Source organism: Rhodovulum bhavnagarense (assembly GCF_004343505.1).
Classification (GTDB): Bacteria; Pseudomonadota; Alphaproteobacteria; order Rhodobacterales; family Rhodobacteraceae; genus Rhodovulum; species Rhodovulum bhavnagarense.
On record NZ_SLXU01000005.1, the window covers coordinates 95,110 to 118,738 of the forward strand.

Annotated in this window: 26 protein-coding genes; 18 read left to right on the forward strand and 8 right to left on the reverse strand. The window is 64.5% G+C overall.

All coding sequences use genetic code 11. The annotated features are described in order from the left end of the window. Positions 1-34 precede the first annotated feature (34 nt). The 10 genes from EV663_RS07445 to EV663_RS07490 all read left to right on the forward strand — a co-directional run bounded on the left by EV663_RS07445 (position 35) and on the right by EV663_RS07490 (position 6,526). Entirely contained in the window at positions 35-1,129 is a 1,095-nt protein-coding gene (locus EV663_RS07445) for a flagellar hook-length control protein FliK (protein ID WP_165910155.1), read from the forward strand. 12 nt (positions 1,130-1,141) lie between these two features. After that, the gene (locus EV663_RS07450) at positions 1,142-1,687 is read left to right on the forward strand and encodes a flagellar basal body-associated FliL family protein (protein WP_132951167.1); all 546 of its coding nucleotides are present in this window, start codon (positions 1,142-1,144) and stop codon (positions 1,685-1,687) included. Between the two features lie 9 nt (positions 1,688-1,696). Beyond that, entirely contained in the window at positions 1,697-2,725 is a 1,029-nt protein-coding gene (gene fliM, locus EV663_RS07455) for a flagellar motor switch protein FliM (protein ID WP_132951168.1), read from the forward strand. Then, on the forward strand, positions 2,694-2,993 hold the full coding sequence (gene fliN, locus EV663_RS07460) for a flagellar motor switch protein FliN (protein WP_132951169.1): 300 nt from the start codon (positions 2,694-2,696) through the stop codon (positions 2,991-2,993). Before fliM ends, fliN begins: the two co-directional genes overlap by 32 nt. A gap of 65 nt (positions 2,994-3,058) precedes the next feature. Continuing rightward, on the forward strand, positions 3,059-3,337 hold the full coding sequence (locus EV663_RS07465) for a hypothetical protein (RefSeq protein WP_165910156.1): 279 nt from the start codon (positions 3,059-3,061) through the stop codon (positions 3,335-3,337). Continuing rightward, a complete protein-coding gene (gene fliP, locus EV663_RS07470; RefSeq protein ID WP_132951171.1) occupies positions 3,334-4,077 on the forward strand; it encodes a flagellar type III secretion system pore protein FliP in 744 nt (247 codons plus the stop codon). The genes EV663_RS07465 and fliP overlap by 4 nt, the downstream gene beginning before the upstream one ends. Before the next feature lie 3 nt (positions 4,078-4,080). Next, positions 4,081-4,347, forward strand: a complete 267-nt coding sequence (gene fliQ / locus EV663_RS07475; RefSeq protein ID WP_132951172.1) for a flagellar biosynthesis protein FliQ — start codon at positions 4,081-4,083, stop codon at positions 4,345-4,347. Positions 4,348-4,351: 4 nt separating this feature from the next. Then, positions 4,352-5,170 carry a flagellar biosynthetic protein FliR gene (gene fliR, locus EV663_RS07480; RefSeq protein ID WP_132951173.1) on the forward strand — a complete coding sequence of 273 codons (819 nt, stop codon included), beginning with the start codon at positions 4,352-4,354 and terminating at the stop codon, positions 5,168-5,170. Further along, entirely contained in the window at positions 5,163-6,323 is a 1,161-nt protein-coding gene (locus EV663_RS07485) for an EscU/YscU/HrcU family type III secretion system export apparatus switch protein (RefSeq protein WP_132951174.1), read from the forward strand. Before fliR ends, EV663_RS07485 begins: the two co-directional genes overlap by 8 nt. Beyond that, a complete protein-coding gene (locus tag EV663_RS07490; RefSeq protein ID WP_132951175.1) occupies positions 6,320-6,526 on the forward strand; it encodes a hypothetical protein in 207 nt (68 codons plus the stop codon). Before EV663_RS07485 ends, EV663_RS07490 begins: the two co-directional genes overlap by 4 nt. 4 nt (positions 6,527-6,530) lie before the next feature. On the opposite strand, the gene EV663_RS07495 is transcribed toward EV663_RS07490, so the two are convergent. Continuing rightward, positions 6,531-7,061 (reverse strand): hypothetical protein, encoded by a 531-nt coding sequence (locus tag EV663_RS07495; protein ID WP_132951176.1) that lies wholly within the window; start codon positions 7,059-7,061, stop codon positions 6,531-6,533. Between the two features lie 160 nt (positions 7,062-7,221). Between EV663_RS07495 and EV663_RS07500 the strand changes: the two genes are divergently transcribed. Together EV663_RS07500 and EV663_RS07505 are read left to right on the forward strand one after the other, a co-directional pair. Next, complete coding sequence (locus EV663_RS07500; protein WP_132951177.1) at positions 7,222-7,959, forward strand: hypothetical protein; 738 nt, start codon at positions 7,222-7,224, stop codon at positions 7,957-7,959. A 14-nt stretch (positions 7,960-7,973) separates the two neighbouring features. Then, positions 7,974-8,699 (forward strand): hypothetical protein, encoded by a 726-nt coding sequence (locus EV663_RS07505; protein WP_132951178.1) that lies wholly within the window; start codon positions 7,974-7,976, stop codon positions 8,697-8,699. Between the two features lie 46 nt (positions 8,700-8,745). Here EV663_RS07505 and rpoN read toward each other — a convergent pair whose 3' ends face one another. Together rpoN and EV663_RS07515 are read right to left on the reverse strand one after the other, a co-directional pair. Further along, positions 8,746-10,095 carry an RNA polymerase factor sigma-54 gene (rpoN, locus tag EV663_RS07510; RefSeq protein ID WP_132951179.1) on the reverse strand — a complete coding sequence of 450 codons (1,350 nt, stop codon included), beginning with the start codon at positions 10,093-10,095 and terminating at the stop codon, positions 8,746-8,748. A 178-nt stretch (positions 10,096-10,273) separates the two neighbouring features. Beyond that, complete coding sequence (locus EV663_RS07515) at positions 10,274-11,755, reverse strand: flagellin N-terminal helical domain-containing protein (protein ID WP_132951180.1); 1,482 nt, start codon at positions 11,753-11,755, stop codon at positions 10,274-10,276. 167 nt (positions 11,756-11,922) lie between these two features. On the opposite strand from EV663_RS07515, the gene EV663_RS07520 reads away from it, so the two are divergent. The 3 genes from EV663_RS07520 to fliD are packed head-to-tail and all read left to right on the forward strand — an operon-like array spanning position 11,923 to position 15,616. Further along, on the forward strand, positions 11,923-12,684 hold the full coding sequence (locus tag EV663_RS07520; protein WP_132951181.1) for a motility protein A: 762 nt from the start codon (positions 11,923-11,925) through the stop codon (positions 12,682-12,684). Between the two features lie 16 nt (positions 12,685-12,700). After that, a complete protein-coding gene (locus tag EV663_RS07525; protein ID WP_132951182.1) occupies positions 12,701-13,927 on the forward strand; it encodes an OmpA family protein in 1,227 nt (408 codons plus the stop codon). Between the two features lie 51 nt (positions 13,928-13,978). After that, entirely contained in the window at positions 13,979-15,616 is a 1,638-nt protein-coding gene (fliD, locus tag EV663_RS07530; RefSeq protein WP_132951183.1) for a flagellar filament capping protein FliD, read from the forward strand. A 60-nt stretch (positions 15,617-15,676) separates the two neighbouring features. On the opposite strand, the gene EV663_RS07535 is transcribed toward fliD, so the two are convergent. The 4 genes from EV663_RS07535 to EV663_RS07550 are packed head-to-tail and all read right to left on the reverse strand — an operon-like array spanning position 15,677 to position 18,921. Beyond that, on the reverse strand, positions 15,677-16,861 hold the full coding sequence (locus EV663_RS07535; protein WP_132951184.1) for a trans-sulfuration enzyme family protein: 1,185 nt from the start codon (positions 16,859-16,861) through the stop codon (positions 15,677-15,679). A 4-nt stretch (positions 16,862-16,865) separates the two neighbouring features. Then, a complete protein-coding gene (locus EV663_RS07540) occupies positions 16,866-17,393 on the reverse strand; it encodes a gamma carbonic anhydrase family protein (RefSeq protein ID WP_132951185.1) in 528 nt (175 codons plus the stop codon). Between the two features lies 1 nt (position 17,394). After that, complete coding sequence (gene gmk, locus EV663_RS07545; protein WP_132951186.1) at positions 17,395-18,033, reverse strand: guanylate kinase; 639 nt, start codon at positions 18,031-18,033, stop codon at positions 17,395-17,397. Between the two features lie 3 nt (positions 18,034-18,036). After that, entirely contained in the window at positions 18,037-18,921 is an 885-nt protein-coding gene (locus EV663_RS07550) for a YicC/YloC family endoribonuclease (RefSeq protein WP_243697901.1), read from the reverse strand. 160 nt (positions 18,922-19,081) lie between these two features. Between EV663_RS07550 and EV663_RS07555 the strand changes: the two genes are divergently transcribed. Continuing rightward, a complete protein-coding gene (locus tag EV663_RS07555; RefSeq protein ID WP_132951188.1) occupies positions 19,082-19,675 on the forward strand; it encodes a PAS domain-containing protein in 594 nt (197 codons plus the stop codon). Between the two features lie 7 nt (positions 19,676-19,682). On the opposite strand, the gene EV663_RS07560 is transcribed toward EV663_RS07555, so the two are convergent. Further along, positions 19,683-21,050, reverse strand: a complete 1,368-nt coding sequence (locus EV663_RS07560) for a class II 3-deoxy-7-phosphoheptulonate synthase (RefSeq protein WP_132951189.1) — start codon at positions 21,048-21,050, stop codon at positions 19,683-19,685. Between the two features lie 159 nt (positions 21,051-21,209). Between EV663_RS07560 and EV663_RS07565 the strand changes: the two genes are divergently transcribed. Then, positions 21,210-22,223 (forward strand): GlxA family transcriptional regulator, encoded by a 1,014-nt coding sequence (locus EV663_RS07565; protein WP_132951190.1) that lies wholly within the window; start codon positions 21,210-21,212, stop codon positions 22,221-22,223. A gap of 145 nt (positions 22,224-22,368) precedes the next feature. Continuing rightward, complete coding sequence (locus EV663_RS07570) at positions 22,369-23,553, forward strand: ABC transporter substrate-binding protein (protein ID WP_132951191.1); 1,185 nt, start codon at positions 22,369-22,371, stop codon at positions 23,551-23,553. Positions 23,554-23,629: the final 76 nt, after the last annotated feature.

Sequence of the window (23,629 nt, forward strand, 5' to 3'; positions counted from 1 at the left end):
CGATCTGCCGTGTGCCGGACAAGCGCCCGATGCCATGCGGCGTTCGAATGGCGCCGAGCGGGAAATGCGCGTGGGCTTTGCCGCGCTCATGGTTCCCCCCGGTGACATGACGATGGCCCCGCGCATCGGGGAGGCAATCGGCAATGCCCCCCTGCCCGGCATCACCCCTGCCGATCCTGCACCGGCAGGGGCCGTTATCGTGCAAAAGGCCGGGCCGGAACCACAGGGTCAGGCCACCATTCCCGACCGCATCGAACAGGGGCGGCTTCGGGCCTTGGCGTTGGCCTTGCCCTTAGACCAGCCCACGCGCCCCGCGCATGTATCGCCCCGCGCAGACGAACGTGACAAGGCCCCGGCCGAAACCGGCCCCGAGCTGCCGCCGGTCGCGGGCGATATTCTCGTGCCGCTGGTGGTGCCACCGACAGCCCCCCCCGACAGCCCGCTACCCGCACCGAACGGCATCACCCCATCCCCCCCGGGCGCGGGCACGCGCCCCCTGCCCGCGGCAAGCGATCAGTCTGAGGATGCGCCACTCAGCGAAAGGCAAGGCGACACGCGCCCAATTACGGGCGAGCCCCATGCCGCGGCGCCACGGGGCATGGCCGACACCGTGCTGACCGCCCCGTCGCGCCCCGAGGCAATACCGGCAGCAGTCGGCGCAGTGGCGCCTACACCCCAATCAACCGCGCCACAAACGTTCCCGGCCGCGCCACCGACGCTGGACACCTCGAGACCGGACTGGCCCGCGACGCTTGTCGAGGAAATCCGCCAGCGCCGCGACGGCCAGATGCGCCAGGTCGACCTCGTGCTGATGCCGGACCGACTGGGTCGCGTCGAGGTCCAGATCGGCCTGTCCGAGGGAACCGCAACTATTCGCATCGTGACAGAAACGCCCGAGGCTGCGCGGCTGTTCACGGATGCGCAACACCGCCTTTCAGAGATGATGACCCGCGCGGGACTGGACCTTGCGGGGCACCAGGCCGGCACCAGCACCGGCGGCGGGCATGGCCATGAGCGCGGCACGACGCGCGGCCTGCCACAGACGTCACCCGATGGCGGCACCGACCCCGACGCAGCGGTGCCGACTTACCTGTTCCGTCCCGAGGGGCGGATCGACCTGATTGCCTGACGAGGCCGCTAAATGACTGACAAAACGGACGGAAAGACCAAGAAATCCCCCCTCAAGCTGATCCTTCTGGCGCTGGGTGCGCTGGCCTTTTCGGGCGGCGGGTTCGCGGCCGGGCAGTTCATGTCCGGCCCCAAGCTCAGTCCTTCCGAAGAAGTTTTGCGACTGATCGAGTCCTCTTCGCTGGCCGGTGCCGCCGTCACGGGCGGCAGCCTTGCAAGCGGGGAGGCCCGCCCGAACGGCTTGCCGACGCTTTACCATGAATTCCCCGAACCTTTGCTCAGCAATCTGGCCGGATCGCGGCGGTTCTTGCAGGTCGGTGTCGGCATCGCGACCCGGCAGGACGAGCAGGTGATCGCCCATCTCGTGACCCACGAGATGGCGCTGCGCTCGGACATGCTGGGCGTGATCAGCGGCTTTTCCGAAGAGGACATCGCCGGCACCGAGGGCAGAACGCGCCTGGCCGACGCGATCAAGACCGCTATCAACACCCGCCTTGAACAGCTCACCGGACGAGCCGGGATCGAGGATGTGTTCTTCAAAAGTTTCGTTCTGCAATAGGTCGCCCCGATGAAAAGCACGCGCAAACTTAGCAGCCGCGAGGTCGCGGCCCTGTTCAGCGGGCTGGAGGACGCCGACAGCGGCAGCGCCCAGTTCAGCGCCAGCGGCGCCAAGGTGCGCCCCTACAAGTTGGGCGAAAACGATCTCGGCATCATGGGCGAGTTCCATGGACTGCGCATGATAAACGAGCGGTTCTGCCGCCTTGCGCGCACGGTCTTTTTGCCGATGCTGCGCATCCAGCCTCGGATTTCGGCCTTTCCGCCGACCTTCAAGAGTTTCGAGAGCTATGCCGACGAGCTTGAGAATTTCGTCTCGCTCACGACTTCCAGTGTCGAGGCGCTGCGCGGCACCTCGCTGCTGGTGATGACGCCGGGTTTCGTTTCGATGCTGACGGAGTCCTATTACGGCGGCACGATTCGGAACCTTTCGCACCAGCGCAAGGAATTCACCGCCACCGAGTTGCGGGTGATCAGGATCGTCTGCGAAGGGCTGAACGCGGCCCTGTCGTCGGCATGGGAAGAACTTCTTCCCGCCAAGTTCGAGATCCAGGCCCACGAGGATAACCTGCAATTCGCAGGTTTCGTGGACTCCAGCGAGATGGTGGTGGTCTGTTCGTTCCTGGTACAGATCCCGGGCGCGAGCCCGGCGGAACTGGACATTCTCTACCCGCTCCAGACCCTCAAGCCCCTGGGGGCGCGGCTGCGTGCGCGCACCCAGACCGACCGGGTCCAAAGCGACAGGACATGGCGCGAAAGGCTGGAACAGGCTGTGCTTGGCGTGCCGCTGACACTGAGTGCGCAACTGGCAGAGCCCGAGGTGACGCTTCGCGCGCTAAAATGCGCCGGGGCGGGCGATTGCCTGCCCGTTGCGCTGGCACCACGGCCCATCCTGCTGGTCGAAGGCCGGCCCATCTTCCGTGTCGATATCGGCCGCTCGGGCACGCAATCGGCCGTTCATGTAACCCGCCCGATCACGGGCTTACATCGCCTTGGCGAAAGGAAATGCCATGACCGACGCGCCTTCGGAATCCTCCCATGACCTGGCCCCTCTTTCCGGTCTGGGTCCGCTGGAAAACATCAAGGTCAAGCTGGCCGTCGAGGTCGGCCGAACCGAGATGACGATCCGCGACATCCTTAACCTCAAGGAAGGATCAGTGGTCGAACTCGAACAGCTCGCGGGCGACCCCCTGGATATCCTGGTCAACGGCACCCCGATCGCCCGTGGCGAAGTCGTGGTTGCCGGCGAACGTTATGGTATCCGCTTTTCCAGCATCGTCGATCCGGCCGATCGCGTCGCCACGGGCTAAGACGCGCGCAATTTGGCACGATCCCTGCACGCGAACCTGCATGTGCCGATCAAAGGAGAATGCGCGTGCAGATCGTGGGGATGGAACAATGGACAACCGCCGCGGCCTTTCTGGCCGCGCTGGGAGCTGTCTGGCTGTTGGTTCAGGTCAACCGCAGGGCATTGGCGGGCCGCGTCGCCAAGGGCCGGCGCATGCAGGTCCAAGAGGTTCACAGCCTGCCGGGCGATGCCCGCGCGGTGCTGATGCGCATCGACGGGCATGATCACCTTGTGATCTGCCCGCGCCGGGGCAGCCCCGTCGTGACCGCCCTGACTGTCCTCGACAACGCGCAGGCCCCGGCATGAACCGGCTCGTCCTGTTTGCCGTTGGTGCCTTTTTTCTGCCGGCTGGCATGGCCGCGGCACAGGGGATTCCAGCGCTGATCCTCGAAGGCGGCGAGGGCGGCACCTCTTACTCGCTGTCATTGCAAATCCTGTTCCTGATGACGGCACTGACGGTGCTGCCCTCCATCGTTTTGGGGATGAGTGCCTTTACCCGGATCATCATAGTGCTGTCGATCCTGCGCCAGGCGCTGGGCACGCAACAGACACCGCCCAACCAGGTCCTGATCGCGGTGGCCTTGTTCCTGAGCTTTTTCGTGATGCAGCCGGTCCTCGACGAGATCCACGATACCGCGCTGTCGCCCTTTCTTGAGGGTCAGATGGAACCACAGGCGGCGCTGGAACAGGCGCGTGGACTGATCTCGGGTTTCATGCTGGAAAACACCCGGCAGAACGACCTGCTGATGTTCACCGACCTGGCGGGCAATGGCGGGTATGAAAACCCAACTGACGTGCCGCTCTCGGTGCTGCTGCCCGCGTTCATCACCTCCGAGCTCAAGACCGCGTTCCAGATCGGGTTCCTGCTGTTCCTGCCATTCCTGGTGATCGACATGGTGATCGCCTCGATCCTGATGGCGCTTGGGATGATGATGCTCTCGCCGATGCTGGTTTCGCTTCCGTTCAAGCTTTTGCTGTTCGTACTTGTCGACGGCTGGGCCTTGACGATGGGATCGCTTGCCAGCGGCTTTGGCACGGGGGTCTGAACAATGGATTTCGACGCCAATATCGAGAATCTGCGCCTCGCGTTCTGGAACATCCTGCTGACCGCCGGGCCGGTCCTGGCGGTGGCGCTGGCGGTGGGCCTGCTGATCGGCATCCTCCAGGCGGCGACCTCAATCAACGAGGCAACGCTGAGTTTCGTGCCGAAGCTGGCGGTGGTGCTGATGACCATGGCGCTGGCCTCGGGGTTCATGCTGACGGTGATGACCGACTATTTCCTCACGATCTTCGAAACCATCGCATTGATCCGTTAATCTGATGGGCAACGCGGCAGATATCGCATCGGGCATTCCGGGGTTGGACTTGCCGGCGCTGTTCGCGCAAGCCTTGCAATTGCTGTTTTCGATGCTGCGGATCGGGGCATTCCTGATCGCGTCGCCCCTGTTCGGGGCGCGTTACGTCCCGTTGCAGGTGCGCATCATTGCATCGGTAATCCTGGCCTTGCCCGCGATGTCGCTCTACACACCGCCCCCGGTCGGGGTGCTGGCCAGCCTGGAGGTTGTGCCGCTGGTCGTGGTCGAAATATGCATCGGCGCGGCGGCCGGGACGCTATTGTCGGTGATCTTTGGCGCGGCGGCGATCGCGGGGGACCGGATCGCCAACACAGCCGGGCTCGGCTTTGCCTCGCAGATCGACCCGGCCGCGGGCACGAATACACCGGTGGTCAGCCAGATCTTTACCATTTTCCTGCTGGTCGTGTTCATGTCCGAGGACGGCCACCTGGCCGCACTCCAAAGCGTCCTGGAAAGCTACCGCACACTGCCGCCCGGACAGGCGACGGACCTGGCCACGGGCGCGGCCAAGGGGCTAGAGGCGGCTGGGCTGATGTTCTTGGCCGGGGCGCAGTTGATGATGCCGGCGGTGGCGGTACTGTTGCTGGTCAACGTGGTGGTGGGCGTGGTCACTCGCTCGGCACCCCAACTCAACATTTTCTCGGTCGGCTTCCCGCTGACGCTGTTGGTTTCGGTGGGTTTGCTTTACATTGGCGCGCCAACCATGGGCCGCGCGTTCTCGGCGCTGTCAGAGGAGAGCCTGTCGCGTCTGGTCGACCTTCTGGGGGGGCTTGCGGGTGGCTGAGGAAGGCGGCGACGGCCAGGAAAAGACCGAAGAGCCGACACCGAAACGGCGCCAGCAGGCGCGCGAGGACGGCCAGATCATCACCTCGAAAGAGACTTTCGTCTTTGTGTCGATGGCCGGCGCGGTGGGCCTTCTGGCGCTGGCCTTTGCGCTGATGCCGCGCGCGGCCTCGGCCTGGGCGGGATATTTCCGCTTTGACGGGATCGCCCATCTCGACAGCCTGATCGCGGGCAGAACCGTGGACGCACTGGTGGCCGTGGTGATGGTCACGCTTGCCGCGGGGCTGCCGCTGGCCGCGCTGACGCTTTTTGCGCAGGCGGCGACGGGTGGTCTGAACTTTGCGCCCAAGGCTCTCGGTCTCAAGATGAACAAGCTCGACCCGCTCAAGGGGATGCAGCGCATGATCTCGATGCGCTCGCTGGTCGAACTGGTCAAGGCCGTCCTCAAGGTCACGCTTTTGATCGGGGCGGCGGCGGCGATCATGATCCCGCAATTGCCCATACTGGACAGGCTTGTCTTTTCCGCCCCTGGCGACGCGTTGGACGGCTTTGGGGTGGTGCTTCTCAAGGTTCTGGGCGCACAATGTGCGGGGCTGTTGCTGATCGGTGGCATAGACCTAGCCTACCAGGTCCACAGCCACGGGAAAAAGCTGCGGATGTCCCGCCAGGAAATCAAGGATGAGGCCAAGCAGACCGAAGGCTCGCCAGAGGTCAAGGGACAGATCCGCCGCCGCCAGATCGAAGCCTCGCGCAAGGGGGCGCGGCGGCGCAAGGCACTGGAAGATGTGCCCAACGCCACAAGCATCGTGACCAACCCCACCCATTTCGCGGTGGCGCTGCGTTATGAACCCGGAAAAACCGACGCACCGGTGATCGTGGCGATGGGCGACGGGGCAATGGCGCACCGGATCATGGCCATCGGGCAAGAGGCGGGCGTGCATGTCCTGCGCGTGCCGCTATTGGCGAGGGCGCTTTATTTCACCGGCGAGATCGGCCGGGAAATCACGCCCGAGCTATACGTCGCCGTTGCCGCGATAGAGGCGCATGTCTATCGACTCAACCAGGGCCTGGATGTCAGCCTGCCCGATATCGAGGTACCAAGCGACCTGCGCTTTGACGAAACCGGACATCCCCTGAAAGGAACCAGAACATGACCCCGAAGGAAACCCGCGGGCCGGGCGACATGATCTCTACGCTGGTGTTTGCCGGTACCGGTCTTTGGCTGGCCTCGGCCGCTCTGGAGGGGCTACGCCCCTTGTCCCTGACCCTGCTCTTGTGGCTAAGCGCGCTGATGTGTCTTGCCGCCGCCGCGCGCCACTTGATCGCCCGAGTGGTCGCACGCTGGCGGGCGCGTTAGACTGTCACCAGACCGGTTCGATCCGCAATCCCGCGGACAGGCGCAGCGCCCAGGCCTCTACATCCTCTGCAAACAAGAGCGCGATCTCGGGATAGCCTCGTAACAGCGCGTCGATTGCACGCTCTCGTCCTGTCAGGGGCGGTTCCTGCTCGGGCAGGTTCAACGCGACCCAATCTTGGTCGGGCAACCGCAGTTCGATCCCGGCCGGCGTAATGTCGCGGTAGGCGAAGACAAAACCGAAGAGGTCGTATTCAAAGGGGCCGTTCGTGTCGGGATCGCCCGAAATGCGGATCAGGTGCATCCGCACGAAATCCAGAAGCGCATCGCTGGAACGCTGCATGATCTCGGACGCGATCTGATGCCAGCCATCCTCGCGCGTGGCATCCAGCGCCTCCCAGGACTCTTCGCCCGAGGCGCGGAACGACACCTTGCCCGGTGCGATCTCTGCAATCTCATAGGCCCTTGCGCAAACGGTCAGGCGTGCAAAGGGGCGGATCTGCTCGGCAGGGTTGGCAATCGCCGTGGCGGCTTGCATGTGGTCATTCCTTTTCGATGAAAATCGGGGCCGCGCGTTTCGGGCTTTGATCGTGAACGGCGCAAGAACGCGGCGTTTTAGGGGGTCGTCGTCGGACCCGGCCTGGGGAAATGGCACGAAACCTGCAAGCAACTTGCCCAAACGCCCGCAGGAGCCCGCGATGACCCGAAGGAAACCGACCGTCGAAGACAGCATCAAGCTGGCGCTTGAGGCCGCCGAGGCCGCCAATGCCGTGGCCGCGGATGGCGAACGCGGCGCCGCAGAGATCGCCGAGGCCAGCGCGCGGGTCGAGCGCATCGCGCGGCGGGCAACCCTTGCATCTGGCGGAGTTGCCGCGCTGGGGCTGATCGCGGTGGCCCTGGGCGGGCTGATGCACCTGCGTTCGCAGGCCGACCTGCGCCATGCCAGCGAAACCATGGTCGAGGCGCTGGATGTCTTCGCCGGGACGGTAAGCGATCTCAGGACCGCGGTGCAGGAAAGCCAGGCAATCCTGAAGGCGGTCGAAACCGATCCCGATGCCGAAACCCGCAGCGCCATCCTTGCGCGGCTGGACGAGATGCAGGTCGCATTGGGTGCGCATGTCTCGACCGAACTGGCCGGGTTCGAGGGCGATGCTGCATTGTTGCAACCCCAGATCGCAAGCGCCCTGACGCGCCACATGGACGAGATCGAAGAGCGCCTCCAGGATGGGCTGCTGCAAAATTCAGAGGACATGAAGGCAGAGGTAACAGCGCTTTTCGCCGCGCAGACCGACATGTTGATAAATCGGCGCGCGGCCGCTGCGCCAGCGCCCAAAACAGCGCGAGAGACAGCCGCGCCCGCCACCCCTGCCCCCACACCGCGCCCGGCCAGAACAACGCCGCCCGTCCGCTCGGTCAATCCTTTCGTCTATCCATAAGCGGCCGCACGCTGATGACATCCGCCATCGACCCCACCGCGCCCGGAGCGCCCCCCACCTGCCTTGTGCTGAACAGCGTCGGACCCGCCGGGCGGGCGCTTGGCCTCAGGCCGGGCGACCGGTTGATCGCGTTAAACGGGCTGCCCCTGACCGGCACCGCGCGCGATCTTGATGCGCGCCTGGGACCGGACCGGCCCGCACAATTGCTGGTATTCCGGCGTGACGAGATCACCCTGCCGGTTCTCAGCGATACCGCACGTCTGGGCCGGTGGGACGAGATCATGCCGCCAGACCCTGCGCCCGAGGCCCGGCACATCCCGCCCGAGACGATGCGCAACTGGGAACTGTTCCGCGATGGCGGGACACGATACGATCTGCAACCGCTTGACCGGCCCATTCTGGCGCTTGTCGCCACGCCCTTATGGCTGGCCCATCATCGGCTGTGGCAGCCGCTGGCCGCGCATGTCGCCGCATCGGCCTGTGCCTTGCCGGGGGGGGCGTGGCTATCTATCTTGGTCTACCTTCTGGGAGCGGTCTATGTGTGGCGCGCGGCGCGCACTTTGTTCCGGGTCAACCGGATGGCGCGGGGCTTTGTCCCGTTTGCGGTGGTTGCCGCGCCCGATGGTCCTGGCGCACAGACGCTATGCGATGTTCTGGCACCCGGATGCCGGCATGCATATGCCGCCCCGCCAAAAGCGCAATCGGCGTCGGTCCTTCCTCTGACAGAGCTAGCCGGGTAAGATGGGCCGTCGCGCGCAGCCCCGAAACAGCCCGCGTCGGCGGGGCTCAGCCTGCCGCCAGCCGGGCCGCGCGACGGCGCTGGAACGAGGACGGAATACCGAGCCCCTCGCGATACTTGGCCACGGTGCGACGGGCCAGCCGGATACCATCGCCAGATACGATGCGCGCGATCTCGTCATCGGATAACGGCGCACCGGGCCGTTCCTCGCGGATCAGGTTCTGGATGCGGTGGCGCACGGCGGCGGCCGATTGGGCCTCGTCGCCCTCTTCGGCCCCCGCCAACGCGGCAGAGAAAAAGGTCTTTAGCGGGAATGTCCCCTGCGGTGTGGCGATCATCAACCCGGTGGTCACCCGCGAGACCGTGCTTTCATGGACCCCCACCGCCGCGGCGACATCGCGCAGGATCATCGGCCGGATACGCGCGGGGCCATATTCCAGGAACTCGGCCTGGCGGCGCACGATTTCGGCCCCCACCTTCAAGGTGGTCTGGTTGCGGTGCTCGACCGCCCGGCGGAACCAGCGCGCGCTCGACAGCCTCTCGGCCACATAGGGGGCCGCGGCGCGGTCGGCACCGAACATCTCGGCGGCCCGTTCGTCGACGATCACGGTGGGCAGGGTAGAGTTGTTCAACTCGACCCCCCAGGCCCCCGGACGACCGGTCACGATCAGGTCGGGCGCGCGTTCGGCAGGCTCTTCCGCGTCAAAGCCCGCGCCCGGCTTGGGGTCGAGGCATCGCAGCAGGCGAAGCTGCGGACGCAAGGCCTCCATGTCGCATTCGCAGGCCCGGCACAGCGCCTTGAGATCGGCCCGCGCCAAAAGGGATAGATTTTCCAGAAGCCTCTCGAAAAGCGGCGTCAGAAAGCCCCGGTCTGCCGCCTGAAGTTCAAGACACTCGGCCAGTGAACGGGCAAACAGCCCGGCCGGTTCGACGCGCTGGACGCGGTTCAGCATTTCTTCGGCGGCATAGATATCCAGCCCCGCGCGCGCGGCGATCACCTCAAGCCGATCGCCCAGCCAGCCCGACGGCTCAAGCGCCTCTAGAAACACCTCTGCGGCGATACGCTCGGCGGGGAGATCGAACATCATGTCGAACTGCGCCGAGACATGCGCATAAAGCGATTTCTGCCTCTCTTCGGCGCGCATCTGGATAAAGTCGAAATCACCCTCTGCACCGCCGCGTGACATCGGCAAGGCGGGCGCGACCTCCTGGCGTTTGCGTTCCTGCACCTGCGCGGCCAGCTCTGCCTCGAAAAAGGGATTCTCGGCGGCCTCGGTTTCGAGAAACGACCGCAGGTCGGCATTGCTCATCTGCAACATGCAGATCGCCTGCTGAAGCTGCGCAGTCACGACAAGCGACTGGCGCTGGCTGACGGACTGGATGGTTTGCAGTTGCATGGTCAGGCTCCTTTCACGGGCAAACCTGCGCCCATGTTAGCCTCGTTTCAAATTTTCTATTTGACGCTTGGGGCGTCGGTTTTTTGACACCCCTTCCTTCCCGCACAAGCCCCTGCCGAACAAGAAAAAGGCCCCGGCGCACAAGCGCCGGGGCCGATTTCACAGTGTCGGTTTTACGTCAGCCGCGAAGCAGGCTGAGCACGTTCTGTTGCGAGGTATTGGCCTGCGCCAGCATCGCCGTGGCCGCCTGCGAGAGAATCTTGCCCCGCGCCAGTTCGGTCGATTCCTTGGCAAAATCGGCATCCATGATGCCCGACTTGGCCGCCTCGACGTTGACCGTGATATTGGTCAGGTTCGAGATCGTGCTGTCCAGGCGGTTCGACACGGCACCGAGATCAGAGCGCGACTGCGAGATCTTGGCGATGGCCGCATCGATGACCTTGATCGCGTCCGAGGCGGATGTTGCCGTCGTCAGGTCGATCGAGGCCACGTCTTCCAGTTTCGACGAGTTCGCCGCAGTTTCCCCGAAAGTCGCACCGGCGGTCGTATCGCCCGAGGTCACGGTAAAGGCCTTGGTCGAGGTCATCTCGATCTGGCCGGTCACGTAGGTGTTGGTGTCCGTGTCGGTGAGCGTGGCGGTGCCATCAGCGGTTTCGTCCGCTTTCAGCGCGGTAACGGTCAGGTTCTTGTCGCTGCCCTGCGATTTGAAGTTCTCGATGCCGATATCGTCGCCATTGGCGTCGGTCAGGATGACCTCGGCATTGGTGTCGCCCATCTTTGCGGTGATGCCGGTCCGACCCGACACCGCGTTCACCGCGTCGCGCACGGCACGCAGGTCATTGACATCGGTGATCGTGACGTTGCCCACCGAAACCTGGCCGTCTCCGGTTTTGTTGCCCAGCGAAAAGGAAATCGTGTCGGCCGCGTCCAGCGTCAGCTTGGCCTTGGTCACGGCAGAGGCCTCGACCCCGGTGGCCGCGGACACGTCGTTGATCGCCCTTGCCATGTCACTGGCAGATGCGCCGGCGGCGGGCGTCAGGGTTTGGCTGCCGGCAAAGCCCGAAACAGTGAGCGTCGCGGCGGCGGCGATGCCCGAATCGGTGACCGCGGCGCCAGCGGCGGCAATCTGCACGTCCGACTCGAAGGTATGGGCACCGATCGCGGTCGCCGATGCACTGTCGACGTCGACGTTCAGAACCTGGCCGGTATCGGCACCGATCTGGAACTGCTTGCCGGTAAACGAGCCGTCGAGGATGTTCATGCCGTTGAACGTCGTGTTCTCGGCCACGCGATTGATCTCGGTGATCAACTGGTTGGCTTCCGACATCAGGTTGTTACGGTCAGCGGCGGTGTTGGTGTCGTTCGAGGATTGCACGGCCAGTTCGCGCATACGCTGAAGCATGTTGGACACTTCGACATGCGCGCCTTCGGTGGTGTCAACCAGGCTTTTTGCGTCGGTGGCGTTGCGCACGGCCTGGTTCAGGCCCTTGATCTGGGCGGTCATCTTTTCGCCGATGGCCATGCCTGCCGCGTCGTCCTTGGCCGCGTTGATCCGCTGGCCCGAGGACAGGCGGGTCATCGCCAGGTTGGATTCCTCGTTCACGCGCGCCATGTTCGCCTGAGCGTTGATCGCGCCGATATTGGTGTTGATCGTGGTCATTGCACTTTCTCCTTGCATCCTGCGCCGCTCGGCGCCTGTGAAGGGAAACGGCGGGCTGAAGAAATGTTTAGAAAATTTCTGCCCCGGAATCCGACCTCTCTTGGAAAGCTTGGTATGTTTCTTGCCGTACCTCTCGCGAACGTAATGTCGGGAAAGGGTCTCGCAAGATGGATATCGCCTCGATCATCGGAATGCTTGGCGCGGTCGGAATGGTCGTTGGGGGGATGGCCATGGCCGGGGGGATTGGCCCCTATATCGATCCACCTTCGATCCTGATCGTGTTCGGCGGCACCTTTTTTGCCGTCATGTACAAGGTGCCGATGGCCAATTTCCTCGGCAGCTTCAAGGCGATGGCCAAGGCGTTCTCGCCCAAGCCCCCCAGCCACGAAAGCCTGATCGAGACCATGGTCGAGATGTCGGACCGCGCCCGCAAGGAGGGCATCATGGCGCTGGACGGCGCCGACGGGCCCGATCCCTTTTTCAAGAAGGGCCTGCAAATGCTGGTCGACGGCGCCGATGAAACCAAGCTTGTCAAACAGATGAAGGACGAGATCCGGGCCATGAAGCGCCGGCATGGGGAATACCAGGCCGTCCTGAAAGGCTGGATAGACATCGCGCCAGCCATGGGCATGATCGGCACGCTGATCGGCCTGGTGCAGATGCTGGGCAACATGGAAGACCCCAAGGCCATCGGTCCGGCAATGGCGGTGGCACTCTTGACGACGCTTTACGGTGCCTTCATCGCCAACATCGTGTTCTTGCCGCTGCTGTCCAAGCTGGAACACTATTCCGCCCAGGAAAGCGTCTATCGCGATCTCGTGGTCGAGGGCCTGCGCCACATCGCCCGCGGCGGATCAGGCCGCCACGTGCAAGAACAGATGGTGGCCAGCCTGCCGCCCAAGCTTCAGACCAAGCTGATGGCCGCCTGACAGGGACCCCCGCATCATGGCCAAGACCCCGATCCCCCTACCCGTCCCAGACCCCACGATCGAGCAAGAGCCCGAGGAGGAGCGCAAATGCCCCGATCCGGGCGCGCCAGCCTGGATGGCGACCTTTGCCGATATCGCAACTCTGCTGATGGCGTTTTTCGTGCTGATCCTGTCCTTCGCCGATTTCAACCAGCCGAAATTCAAACAGATCGCGGGATCTTTGCGTAACTCCTTCGGGGTTCAGCGCGACGTGCCGGTTTTGGAACAGCCGCTCGGCACGACCTCGCTTGAGCTGACATTCAGTCCATCTCCCACGATCAGCATTACCGAACAGCTTCGTCAGCAGACGACAGAAGTCGAACGACAGCAGATCGAAACCCGCGAACGCGATGGCGAAACCGATAGCCAGGACATTGCCCAGCTCGCCCAGGAACTGACCGAGGCGATGATGGACGCGCTTCAATCCGGGGCGGTGACCCCCGAACAGGTCGAAAACGCGATCACGTTGCGGGTGGATGCAGGGCTCGAAACTGGTCGCGAGAGCGCCCCGGAACAGGACGCAACCGATCCGGCCGAGGCATCCGAACCGGATGAGGCCGACGCGCTGCGCGAAAAACTCGCCCAAGCGATAAAGACCGCGCGCGAGGCCCCCCTGCCCTCTGCACAAAGCGGAAAAGAGGGCGCCGATCCGGCAGCGACCCGGCCAACAGATCCCGGCACGGAGGCGCGCGAGGCGGGCAAGATCGCGGATTCGGGCGGATTACTGTCCGGCGAGCGGGCCGCGCGTCGCAACGCCCAGATGACCGAGTTGCAGTTGCGCATCGCCCTGCGCGAAGAGATCGACAAGGGCCTCGTGACCGTGGAAAATGTCAAGGACAAGGTGCGCGTGACCGTGGGTGCGGGAGGGGCGTTTGAATCTGGCTCGGCGGATCTGACCGTCGAGGCCCAGGACATCCTTGGCCGCGTTGCCTATGCCAACCTCGACAAGGCCAGCCGGATCGAGGTGACCGGCCACACGGATGACCGCCCGCTGGGCGCTGGCGCGGTCTTTGGTGACAACTGGGGCCTGGCGGCCGCACGCGCCTCTGCCGTGGTCCGCGTGATAGAGGCAAGCGGCGCGGTCGGTTCCGACCGGTTGCGTGCCGTTTCAATGGGACAGAGCCAGCCCGTTGCCGAAAATACCACACCCGAGGGACGCGCGGAAAACCGCCGGATCGAGATTGAAATCGAATATCCAAAGTAAACCCTGCCGGCGCCGCGCCGTTCCAGACGCAAAGCCGCGAAAGGACTTACCATGGTTCAGGACATCCTGAGCAGCCTCAACACATCGGGATCAGGGATCAATCTGGCCGAGATGGCAACCGATCTCGTCGAGGCAGAGATCGCGCCGCGCCGCGCCATTATCGACGCCCGTATCGAGACATCCGAGGCCACGATTTCAGAGCTGGGCGAACTGCGCGCCCAACTGGGCGCGCTTGGCACGGCGCTGGACGGGCTTTCGGGGCTCAGCGCGCTGACCTTCACCGGAAGCATAGAGGGAATTTCGGCCGAGGTCTCCGATCTGTCGCGAGCCAGGGCCGGGGCGCACACACTTGAGGTCCAGGCCCTGGCCAAGGCGCAGGTTCTGGATATCGCGGGCTTCATGTCAGCCGACGAGAACATCGCCGAGGGCACCCTGACTCTGGATTTCGGAGCATGGGACGACACCTCGTTTACCGCCGATCCGGCACGCGCGTCGGTGGTGATCGCCGTGACCGCGGGCACGACGCTGGCGCAACTGGCAGAGCAGATTGACGCTGTGCCCGGCGTGAATGCGGGTCTGGTAGACGTGGGCAACGGCACGCTGTCGTTGAGCATCGTCAGCCAAACCGGCGCGGGCAACGCCCTGCGCCTGAGCGCGTCCCCCGACCCGGCGGGCACCGGCACAGACCTGGCCCGGTTCGATACCTCGGCCGACAACGCCCAGCAGGTTCAGGCGGCAAGCGATGCGCTTGTGACCTATAACGGGATCGCCGTATCGCGACCTTCCAATGAAATAGACAACCTCATTTCCGGCGTCACGCTGTTCCTGGACGCGGTCACACCGGGACCGCAGACTCTGGAACTGGATCACGATATCGAGGCGGCCTTTTTCACGCTTGAGGGCTTTATCGATCAGGTCAACACGCTGAAGAGTTATCTGTCAGACGTCACCGCGCGCGGGATCGCCGATACGGATGTCGGTGCGCTGGCCGCAGAACAATCCGCCGACCAGGTAAAGACCTTTCTCGACGGGCTGACCTCGCGCGCGCTGGCCGGATTCGCATCGGGCGAAATCCGGCTGTCGGAAATGGGCGTGGCCACGGGGCGGGACGGGATGCTGACGCTGAACCGCGATGCCTTTGACGCCGCATTCGCGCGCGATCCCTCGCGTTTCGATGCGTTGCTGGGCGACCGGCTTGCCAGTTCTGCCCCGGACATAAGCCTTGCACTGTCGGCCACTGCCGACGCGGTTCCCGGCCTGTACCGGTTCGAACGCGATCCTGCGACGGGTGTGGCAACGCTGGACGGGATCGCGCTGGCGGGCAGCCCTAGCGGCGATGGCGGAACGCGCTATACCGTCACTTCGGGACCGATGCAGGGGCTGAGCCTGACCGTGGGCGCGGATGTGATACAGGCCGAAATCGGCTATGGACGCAGTCTCGTCAGCCTCATGGCCGAGGACCTAGATGCCATTCTGTCCGCCGATGGCGTGATTGCCCGGCGTCAAAGCGCCCTTGAGAACGGAATCTTGAACGACCAGAGCGGGCTGAGCGATCTTGAGGACCGCGCAACGACGCTTGAGGCGCGCTATCTCAAGCAGTTCACCGCAATGGAACAGATCGTATCCGAAATGAACTCGACCGCTGAATACCTCGACAACCTGGTGGCGGCATGGAATGCGGATAGCTGACGCGCACCGCGCGCATTCACGACATCGAAAGGTGCCGTCAGCCCTGCCGACAGCCCGTCGCTAGGCGGTGAGGCTCGCCGCCACCCCGCGCGCCATTTCCTCCATCAGCGTCTCGACCGGTTCAATCCCGACCGAGACGCGGAAAAACCCCTCTCCGATTCCCATCGCCGCCCGCCCCTCGGCCCCAAGCGCCCGGTGCGAGGACGAGGCCGGATGTGACAGCGTCGTGGAAATGTCCCCCAATGTCGGGGCAAAGGCGATATTCGGACAGGCGCGGGTAAAGGCGTTGGCCGCCGCGCGCCCTCCCTTAATCTCGAAACTCAGCATGTTGCCGAACCGGCACCCGAACAGCTCCCCCGCCCGCGCGTGATCGGGGTGGTCGGCCCGTCCGGGATAGAGAACCCGCGCCACACCGGCCTGCCCCGCCAGGTGATCGGCCAGCCGCGCGGCATTTTCAGAGGCCCGGTCGTGGCGTAATTCAAACGATAACAGGCCGCGCTCGGCCAGCCAGCAATCGAAGGGGCTGGGCGTCAGGCCCCAGGTCGTCGCGGCGGTACGCATCGCCGCCCCCAACAGCGGATCGCGTGCCACGACATAACCCAGCGTGGCATCCGCGTGACCCGCCAGAAGCTTTGTAACCGACTGGATCACGATATCCGCGCCATGCGCAAGCGGACGGATCGCCCGCGGCGTGGTAAAGGTATTGTCGACCGCCAGCAGGATGCCGCGTTCTTTCGCCAGCTCCGCAATGCCCGCGATATCGGCAACGCGCAGCGTCGGATTAGAGACCGTCTCGACAAGGATCATACGCGTTTCAGGACGCAGCGCGGCGGCAAAGCGTTCGGCATCGGTCGGATCGGCAAGGCTCGAGGCGATACCCAGCCGCGGCAAATCCTCGGCCAGCATCCGCAGGCTGCGCCCGTAAAGCTGATCTCCCCCGAGAACGTGATCCCCAGCCCGCAACGAGGCCAGAACCGCCGCCCCCAGCGCGGCCATGCCAGAGCCGGTCAAGACCCCGCCAGTGCCGCCCTCCAACCGGTCAAGCATCTGTGCAAGAACATCGGCATTCGGATGCCCCTCGCGAGCATAGGAATAGCCCGGGCTGCGGCCCTCGTACTGCGCATCCAGCGCGTCGGGATCGGGCGTGGCATAGACCACCGAGGGATTCAGCGGCGTGGCAACCGGGCGCGAACCGCCCTCGGGCCAGCGGCGCCGCCGGGCGGGGATATGGGGATCGTTGCTCATGCTGTCAAAGCGCTTTGAGGCCGTCGCGATAGCGGCGCATGTTGTCGCGATAGTTGCGTGCAGACCGGCGCAATCCCTCGATAGCTGCAGCATCAAGATCGCGCACGACGCGACCCGGTGCGCCCATCACGAGACTGCCATCGGGGATTTCCTTGCCCTCGGTGACCAGCGCCCCCGCCCCGATGAGGCAATTCTTGCCGATCTTGGCACCATTCAAGACTGTGGCCCCCATGCCGATCAAACTGTTCTCACCGATCACGCAGCCATGCAACATGGCCTTGTGCCCGATGGTGCAGCCTGCCCCGATCACCAGCGGAAAGCCCATATCGGTATGACAGACCACGTTTTCCTGCACGTTGCTGCCCGCGCCGACCGTGATCGGTTCATTGTCGCCGCGCAGAGTGCAGCCGAACCAGACCGAGGCACCGGGCTCCAGGATCACGTTGCCGATCAGGTTGGCGTCCGGCGCGACCCAGAAATCCCCGTCCACGGGAAGTGTCGGGGCGACACCGTCAAGCAGGTAAAGCGGCATGTCATTGTCCCTCGAATTCGGCCTGAAGCGCGCGCACATGGGCCGTCAGGCCGGGCTGCTGGCTGCGCCGCAGGCGGGTTGCGGTCAGGATGGTCTTCAGCTTTTCCTCGGTCGCGTCCAGATCGTCATTGACCAGTACGAAATCGTAGCCATCCCAGTGGCTGATCTCGTCCCAGCTTTTCTGCATCCGCCTTGCGATGGTGTCCTCGGCATCCTGCCCGCGCGAGACCAGCCGCCGGTGCAACTCGGCGATCGAGGGCGGCAGCAGAAAGATCGACAGCGTGTGCTGCCCAAGCGAGGAGTTGCGGATCTGCTGAGCACCCTGCCAATCAATGTCGAACAGCACGTCGCGTCCGGCCTCGATCGCGGCGCGCACCGGCCCCTCGGGCGAGCCGTAGAAATTGCCGAAGACATGGGCATGTTCCAGCATTGCGCCGCGGGCCACCTCGGCCTTGAAACCGGCCTCGGTCAGGAAATGATAATCCTGCCCGTCCACCTCGCCCGCGCGCGGCGCGCGCGTCGTGGCAGAAACGGAAAAGACGATGTCGTGATCCCAGTCGCGCAGACGCCGGGCCAGCGTGGATTTTCCAGCGCCCGAGGGCGAAGAGAGGATAATAAGAAGCCCCCGACGGTCGTCCATGCCCTACTCCACGTTCTGAACCTGTTCGCGCATCTGGTCGATGACGTGTTTGAGGTCAAGCCCGATCCGGGTAAGGGCGTTGGACTGTGCCTTGGAACACAGCGTGTTGGCCTCGCGGTTGAATTCCTGCATCAGAAAATCCAGCTTGCGGCCGACCGGCCCCTCGGCATTCAGCAACTGGCTCGCGGCTTCGACATGGGCGTGCAGCCGGTCGATTTCCTCTCGCACGTCCGACTTGACCGCGATCAGCGCCAGTTCCTGCGCCACCCGGTCGGGATCGGCGCCCTCGGAATTGTCCAGCACGCGGACGAGGTTGGCGCGCATGGCATCGGCCATCTGGTCGCGGCGGGCCTCGGCCTCGGCGGCGGCCAGTTCGGTCAGTTCGGAAATCGTGGCCAACTGGTCCGACAACGCCGCGCGCAGCGCCGCGCCCTCGCCCGCCCGCATGGCAACAAAAGCGTCAAGAAGCGGCGCCAGATCTGCCGTCAGAGCCGCAACCAGGGCCACGGTATCGGCCTCGGGCCCAGCCGCACCCGCAACCCCCGGCCGCGACAGGATGTCAAGCGCGCTCGGCCGGGTCAATTCAAGACCCTGCTCTTTTGCCGCCTTCTCGACATGCGCGATCTGGATCAGAACCGCCTCCAGCGCGTTTTCGTCCAGTTGCACACCAGCCGCCGAGGTCCCCGCCCGCGCGATCTTTAGGCCAAGTGTCAGGTTCCCGCGCGCCACGCGCGTCTGAACCACGGCACGCGCAGCCTGTTCCAGCCCTCCGCCGATCCAGTCGGGCAGGCGCAGCCGCAGGTCCAGCCCCTTGCCGTTGACCCCGCGCAGATCCCAGGTCCAGGCAAAGCCATGTGCCTCACCGCTTTGTGCCGCGAAGGCGGTCATCGAGTTAGTCATCGTGAACGTTAACCATTGGTAAATATTTCTCCCGTCCCACGCGACCGGTCATGGCATTCTGGTTCGGGCGCGGTTCGGACCCGCCTAGCACAGCGCGTTCCGGCGTCAAAGCCCGCCGGAGCACGGAGAAAAACCGGGAAAGACCATCATGAAACAGCACAGGAACCGCCCGAGGGCGGCGGTGATCTCTCTCGCGGCTGCCGATCAAAGCGGCGGCGGCGACGTGTTGACAGTCGTGGAACGTTATTGGGCCGGGCTGAAGGACCACACCACGAACAGGGGGGACAATCTGGACCCTGGCGGTTTCGTGCGGGCCCTATCGGACAGTTTCATTGCCGAACCAATGGCATCACAAGACCTGCGTCTGCGCGTGGCCGGACAGAATATCGAGGCGCTGGCGGGCGTGGCACTGCGGGGCTTGCCGCTATCGGTTCTGTTCCAGCCCGAGGCACGGACAGAACTGGGCGGCATGGTGGCGCGGGTGCGGGCCGGGATGCCCCTGCGGATCGCGCTGAGCGCACCGCGCGGTGCGTTCCGAACCGAGCTATGCGCCGCAATGGTATTGCTGCCGCTCGCTGGCGACGAGGGGCCAGCCAGCCGCGTACTGGGCGCGATCGCGTTCTGCGAACCGCCCGGCCGCCGGTTCTGCCGCTTTCGCATCGTCAAGCCGGCAGAGACGAGGCGCCCGGACGGGCGGCTCGCCTTGCGGATAATCGAGGGCGGCCGATCAGCGCGCGTTTAGGCCGGCGTCAGGCGGTTGCCGCGACCGCATCGACATGGCGGGCCGAAAGCTCCTCGGCGACGAGGAAGGCAAGTTCCAGCGCCTGGGAGGCATTGAGACGGGGATCGCAGGCGGTGTGATAGCGCGAACTCAGATCCTCGTCGGTCACCGCGCGCACGCCGCCGGTGCATTCGGTCACATCCTTGCCGGTCATCTCGAAATGCACGCCGGCGGGGATGGTTCCCTCGGCCTTGTGGACGGCAAAGAACTCTTGCACCTCGCGCAGCACCGATTCGAACGGGCGCGTCTTGAACCCGCTGGCCGACTTGATCGTGTTGCCATGCATCGGATCGCAGGACCAGACCACGTTCGCCCCCATCTCGCGCACCACCTTGACCAGGCGCGGCAGATGGTCCCCCACGGTCCCCGCACCGAAGCGCGCGATGAGGGTCAGGCGGCCCGGAACATTGCCGGGGTTCAAAGTTTCGATCAGGGTCTTGAGATCGTCATCGGTGATGGTCGGCCCGCATTTCAGTCCGATCGGGTTCATCACGCCGCGGCAGAATTCGACATGCGCCCCGCCGACCTGTCGGGTGCGATCACCGATCCACAGCATGTGTCCAGAGCCCGCCACCCAGTTACCCGAGGTCGAGTCGACCCGGCACAGCGCCTCTTCGTATTCCAGAAGCAGCGCCTCGTGCGATGTGAAGAAATCCACCACCGACAAGGAATTCATGGTGTCGCCATTGACCCCAGCCGCGGTCATGAAGGCCAGCGTGTCGCTGATGCGGCCCGCCATCTCTCGGTACTTCTCGGCCTCGTCGCGATCGGTGAACCCCAGCGTCCAGCTGTGCACGCGGTGGATATCGGCAAAACCGCCCTTTGAAAATGCACGTAGCAGGTTCAAAGAGGCCGCGGCCTGGGTGTAGGCCTGCAACATGCGCTGGGGATCGGGGATGCGGGCCTCGGGCGTGAAATCGAACCCGTTGATGATGTCACCGCGATAGCTGGGCAATTCCACCCCGCCAATCACCTCCGTCGGTGCCGAGCGTGGCTTGGCGAACTGACCTGCCATGCGACCGACCTTGATCACGGGCAGTTTCGCACCGAAGGTCAGAACCACGGCCATCTGCAACAACACCTTGAACGTGTCGCGAATGGAATCGGCGTTGAACTCGGCAAAGCTTTCGGCGCAATCCCCTCCCTGGAGCAGGAACGCCTCGCCACGCGCGGCCTGTCCAAGCTTGGCCGTCAGGTTGCGCGCCTCACCGGCAAAGACGAGCGGCGGGTACTTGGCAAGCTGGGCCTCGACACCGTTCAACGCCTCCTGGTCCGTATAATCGGGCATCTGAACTCGGGGCTTGCTGCGCCAGTCGGATTTTCGCCACTCGTTCATCGTTTCTGCTCCAGCACAATCGGTGTTGGCGGGGTTATAAGGACTGGGTGCCGCCACTGCCACCGTGAAATCCCGAAATCGCGCGGCCGGATGGCCTGGGCACTTGATCCCGGTCACCAAACCTGTTTCGGCTTGGCCGATAAACTCGCGGAGAAGCGCATGGCAGACCGGCTGCAAGATCAGTCCGTCATCGGGGTAGCCGGAACCGGGGCCCGGCCCCAGACACTTGTTTTCGTTTTGCTCGATCGTTTCACGATGATGAGTTTCGCCGGCGCGATCGAGCCGTTCCGGATCGCCAACCGCATCGCCGAGCGCACCCTTTACCGCTGGCGCCTGGTTGGCGAGGGTGCCACGCACGCCACCTGTTCCAACGGCGTCGAACTCAGGCTGGACAGCGCGCTTGATCCGGTGGATCGCGACGATATCGTGCTGGTCTGCGGCGGGATCGCGGTTCAGGCCGCGACCACGCGCAACCTGGTCAACTGGTTGCGACGTGAGGCGCGCAAGGGCTGCACCATGGGCGGGCTTTGCACCGGGTCTCATGCGCTGGCACGCGCAGGGCTGCTGGAAGGGCGGCGCGCCACGATCCACTGGGAAAACCAGGACGGTTTTGCCGAGGACTTTCCGGATGTGAACCTGTCGAAATCGGTCTTCGTGGTTGACGGAAACCGGATCAGCGCCGCGGGCGGCACCGCATCGATAGACCTGGCGCTGAACCTTATCGCACAGGCGCATGGGGCGGACTTGGCAAATGCGGTGGCCGACCAGATGATCTATTCATCGATCCGCACCGACCAGGATACGCAGCGACTGTCCATCCCGACCCGAATCGGGGTGCGCCATCCCAAGCTGAGCCAGGTCATCAAGGTAATGGAGCACAACCTGGAGGAACCGATCAGCCCCTCCGTCCTGGCGCGGGACGTGGGACTTTCGACGCGGCAGCTGGAACGCCTGTTCCGCCGCTATCTCAACCGAAGCCCCAAGCGCTATTACATGGAACTGCGCCTGCAAAAGGCGCGCAACCTGCTCATGCAGACCGACATGAGCGTGATCAACGTGGCCTTGGCCTGCGGATTTGCCTCGCCCAGCCATTTCTCGAAATGCTACCGGGCGCATTACAATACCACCCCCTACCGCGAGCGCGGCAGCCAGGGCGCGCGCGCCAAAAACTGATCAGGCGGGGGCCGGCATCCCGGCGGAGAACCGCCCCGCCGCCACAGCGCGCGCGCCCCGTCCTGCCGATGCGTGCGCCCTTTTCTTTTGCCATTGCCGCGCATAATCTTCGGCCCGGAAAACAATCCAACACGGGAGTTAGAGAATGAAAAAGCTTCTGATGGCAAGTGCCGCGCTGAGCCTCGTTGCCGGCGCCGCCGCGGCCGAAGAGGTCAAGATCGGGGTCGTCGCGGCCTTTACCGGCCCTCTTGAATCACTCGCACCGCCGATTGCCGACGGCCATGAACTGGCCCTCAAGGAAGCCAGCGACTCGGGCCTGTTCCTGGGCGGGAGCACGATCACGACCATTCGCGGCGATTCCACCTGCGTGGATGCCGCCGCCGCTACGGCAGTGGTCGAGCGCCTTGTCACCTCGGATCGTGTCTCGGGCGTGCTGGGCCCGATGTGCTCGGGCGCCACGGGTGCCGTCGTGACCAATGTCGCCGTGCCCAACGGCGTGGTGGCGATCTCTGCCTCGGCGACCTCGCCCGCGCTGTCGGACATCGCGGATAATGGACTGTTCTTCCGCACCGCGCCCTCGGACGCCCGCCAGGGCGACGTGATGGCCGACATCATCCTTGAAAAAGGCATCCAGAGCGTCGCGGTCACCTATACCAACAACGATTACGGCAAGGGCCTGAGCGATGCCTTCGTCTCGGCCTACTCGGCCAAGGGGGGCAAGGTCACGCTGACCGCCGCGCATGAGGACGGCAAGGCCGACTATTCTGCCGAAGTCGGTGCGCTGGCCTCTGCGGGGGGCGATGCGCTGGTCGTTGTGGGCTATGTCGACCAGGGCGGTGCAGGCGTGATCCAGGCCTCGCTGGATACCGGCGCCTTTGACACGTTCGTATTCCCTGACGGCATGGTCAGCGACACCCTGACGGAGCGGTTCGGCAGCGATATCGACGGATCGTTCGGGCAAAACCCCGCCTCGGCCGGCGAGGGCCGCGAAATATTCACCGCCATGGCCGAAGCAGCCGGTTTCGACGGCACCTCGGCCTTTTCGGCCGAGGCCTATGACGCTGGCGCACTGATGGTCCTGGCGATGCAGGCGGCCGGCTCGTCCGATCCGCAGGTCTACAAGACCAAGATGATGGAGGTGGCGAACGCCCCCGGCGAGCCCATCCTGCCCGGTGAACTGGCCAAAGCGCTGGAAATCCTCGCCGCGGGTGGCGATGTGGATTACGTAGGCGCCTCTTCGATTGAACTGATTGGCCCCGGCGAAAGCGCCGGTTCTTACCGCGAAGTCGCCTTTGAAGGCGGCGAAATGAAGGTCGTCGGCTACCGCTGAGGCCCTCGGCGCGGCCGATGTGAAAAAAATGACGGCCCGGGGCTTTTCCGGGCCGTTCGTTTAAGCTAAGCACGCC

What these genes read in the sequence shown, in the direction of transcription:
- EV663_RS07445 (WP_165910155.1), top strand. Translation starts at nt 35, where the DNA reads ATGCGGCGTTCGAATGGCGCCGAGCGGGAAATGCGCGTGGGCTTTGCC.
- EV663_RS07450 (WP_132951167.1), top strand. Translation starts at nt 1,142, where the DNA reads ATGACTGACAAAACGGACGGAAAGACCAAGAAATCCCCCCTCAAGCTG.
- fliM (WP_132951168.1), top strand. Translation starts at nt 1,697, where the DNA reads ATGAAAAGCACGCGCAAACTTAGCAGCCGCGAGGTCGCGGCCCTGTTC.
- fliN (WP_132951169.1), top strand. Translation starts at nt 2,694, where the DNA reads ATGACCGACGCGCCTTCGGAATCCTCCCATGACCTGGCCCCTCTTTCC.
- fliP (WP_132951171.1), top strand. Translation starts at nt 3,334, where the DNA reads ATGAACCGGCTCGTCCTGTTTGCCGTTGGTGCCTTTTTTCTGCCGGCT.
- fliQ (WP_132951172.1), top strand. Translation starts at nt 4,081, where the DNA reads ATGGATTTCGACGCCAATATCGAGAATCTGCGCCTCGCGTTCTGGAAC.
- fliR (WP_132951173.1), top strand. Translation starts at nt 4,352, where the DNA reads ATGGGCAACGCGGCAGATATCGCATCGGGCATTCCGGGGTTGGACTTG.
- EV663_RS07490 (WP_132951175.1), top strand. Translation starts at nt 6,320, where the DNA reads ATGACCCCGAAGGAAACCCGCGGGCCGGGCGACATGATCTCTACGCTG.
- EV663_RS07495 (WP_132951176.1), bottom strand. Translation starts at nt 7,061, where the DNA reads ATGCAAGCCGCCACGGCGATTGCCAACCCTGCCGAGCAGATCCGCCCC.
- EV663_RS07500 (WP_132951177.1), top strand. Translation starts at nt 7,222, where the DNA reads ATGACCCGAAGGAAACCGACCGTCGAAGACAGCATCAAGCTGGCGCTT.
- EV663_RS07505 (WP_132951178.1), top strand. Translation starts at nt 7,974, where the DNA reads ATGACATCCGCCATCGACCCCACCGCGCCCGGAGCGCCCCCCACCTGC.
- rpoN (WP_132951179.1), bottom strand. Translation starts at nt 10,095, where the DNA reads ATGCAACTGCAAACCATCCAGTCCGTCAGCCAGCGCCAGTCGCTTGTC.
- EV663_RS07515 (WP_132951180.1), bottom strand. Translation starts at nt 11,755, where the DNA reads ATGACCACGATCAACACCAATATCGGCGCGATCAACGCTCAGGCGAAC.
- EV663_RS07520 (WP_132951181.1), top strand. Translation starts at nt 11,923, where the DNA reads ATGGATATCGCCTCGATCATCGGAATGCTTGGCGCGGTCGGAATGGTC.
- EV663_RS07525 (WP_132951182.1), top strand. Translation starts at nt 12,701, where the DNA reads ATGGCCAAGACCCCGATCCCCCTACCCGTCCCAGACCCCACGATCGAG.
- fliD (WP_132951183.1), top strand. Translation starts at nt 13,979, where the DNA reads ATGGTTCAGGACATCCTGAGCAGCCTCAACACATCGGGATCAGGGATC.
- EV663_RS07535 (WP_132951184.1), bottom strand. Translation starts at nt 16,861, where the DNA reads ATGAGCAACGATCCCCATATCCCCGCCCGGCGGCGCCGCTGGCCCGAG.
- EV663_RS07540 (WP_132951185.1), bottom strand. Translation starts at nt 17,393, where the DNA reads ATGCCGCTTTACCTGCTTGACGGTGTCGCCCCGACACTTCCCGTGGAC.
- gmk (WP_132951186.1), bottom strand. Translation starts at nt 18,033, where the DNA reads ATGGACGACCGTCGGGGGCTTCTTATTATCCTCTCTTCGCCCTCGGGC.
- EV663_RS07550 (WP_243697901.1), bottom strand. Translation starts at nt 18,921, where the DNA reads ATGACCGCCTTCGCGGCACAAAGCGGTGAGGCACATGGCTTTGCCTGG.
- EV663_RS07555 (WP_132951188.1), top strand. Translation starts at nt 19,082, where the DNA reads ATGAAACAGCACAGGAACCGCCCGAGGGCGGCGGTGATCTCTCTCGCG.
- EV663_RS07560 (WP_132951189.1), bottom strand. Translation starts at nt 21,050, where the DNA reads ATGAACGAGTGGCGAAAATCCGACTGGCGCAGCAAGCCCCGAGTTCAG.
- EV663_RS07565 (WP_132951190.1), top strand. Translation starts at nt 21,210, where the DNA reads ATGGCAGACCGGCTGCAAGATCAGTCCGTCATCGGGGTAGCCGGAACC.
- EV663_RS07570 (WP_132951191.1), top strand. Translation starts at nt 22,369, where the DNA reads ATGAAAAAGCTTCTGATGGCAAGTGCCGCGCTGAGCCTCGTTGCCGGC.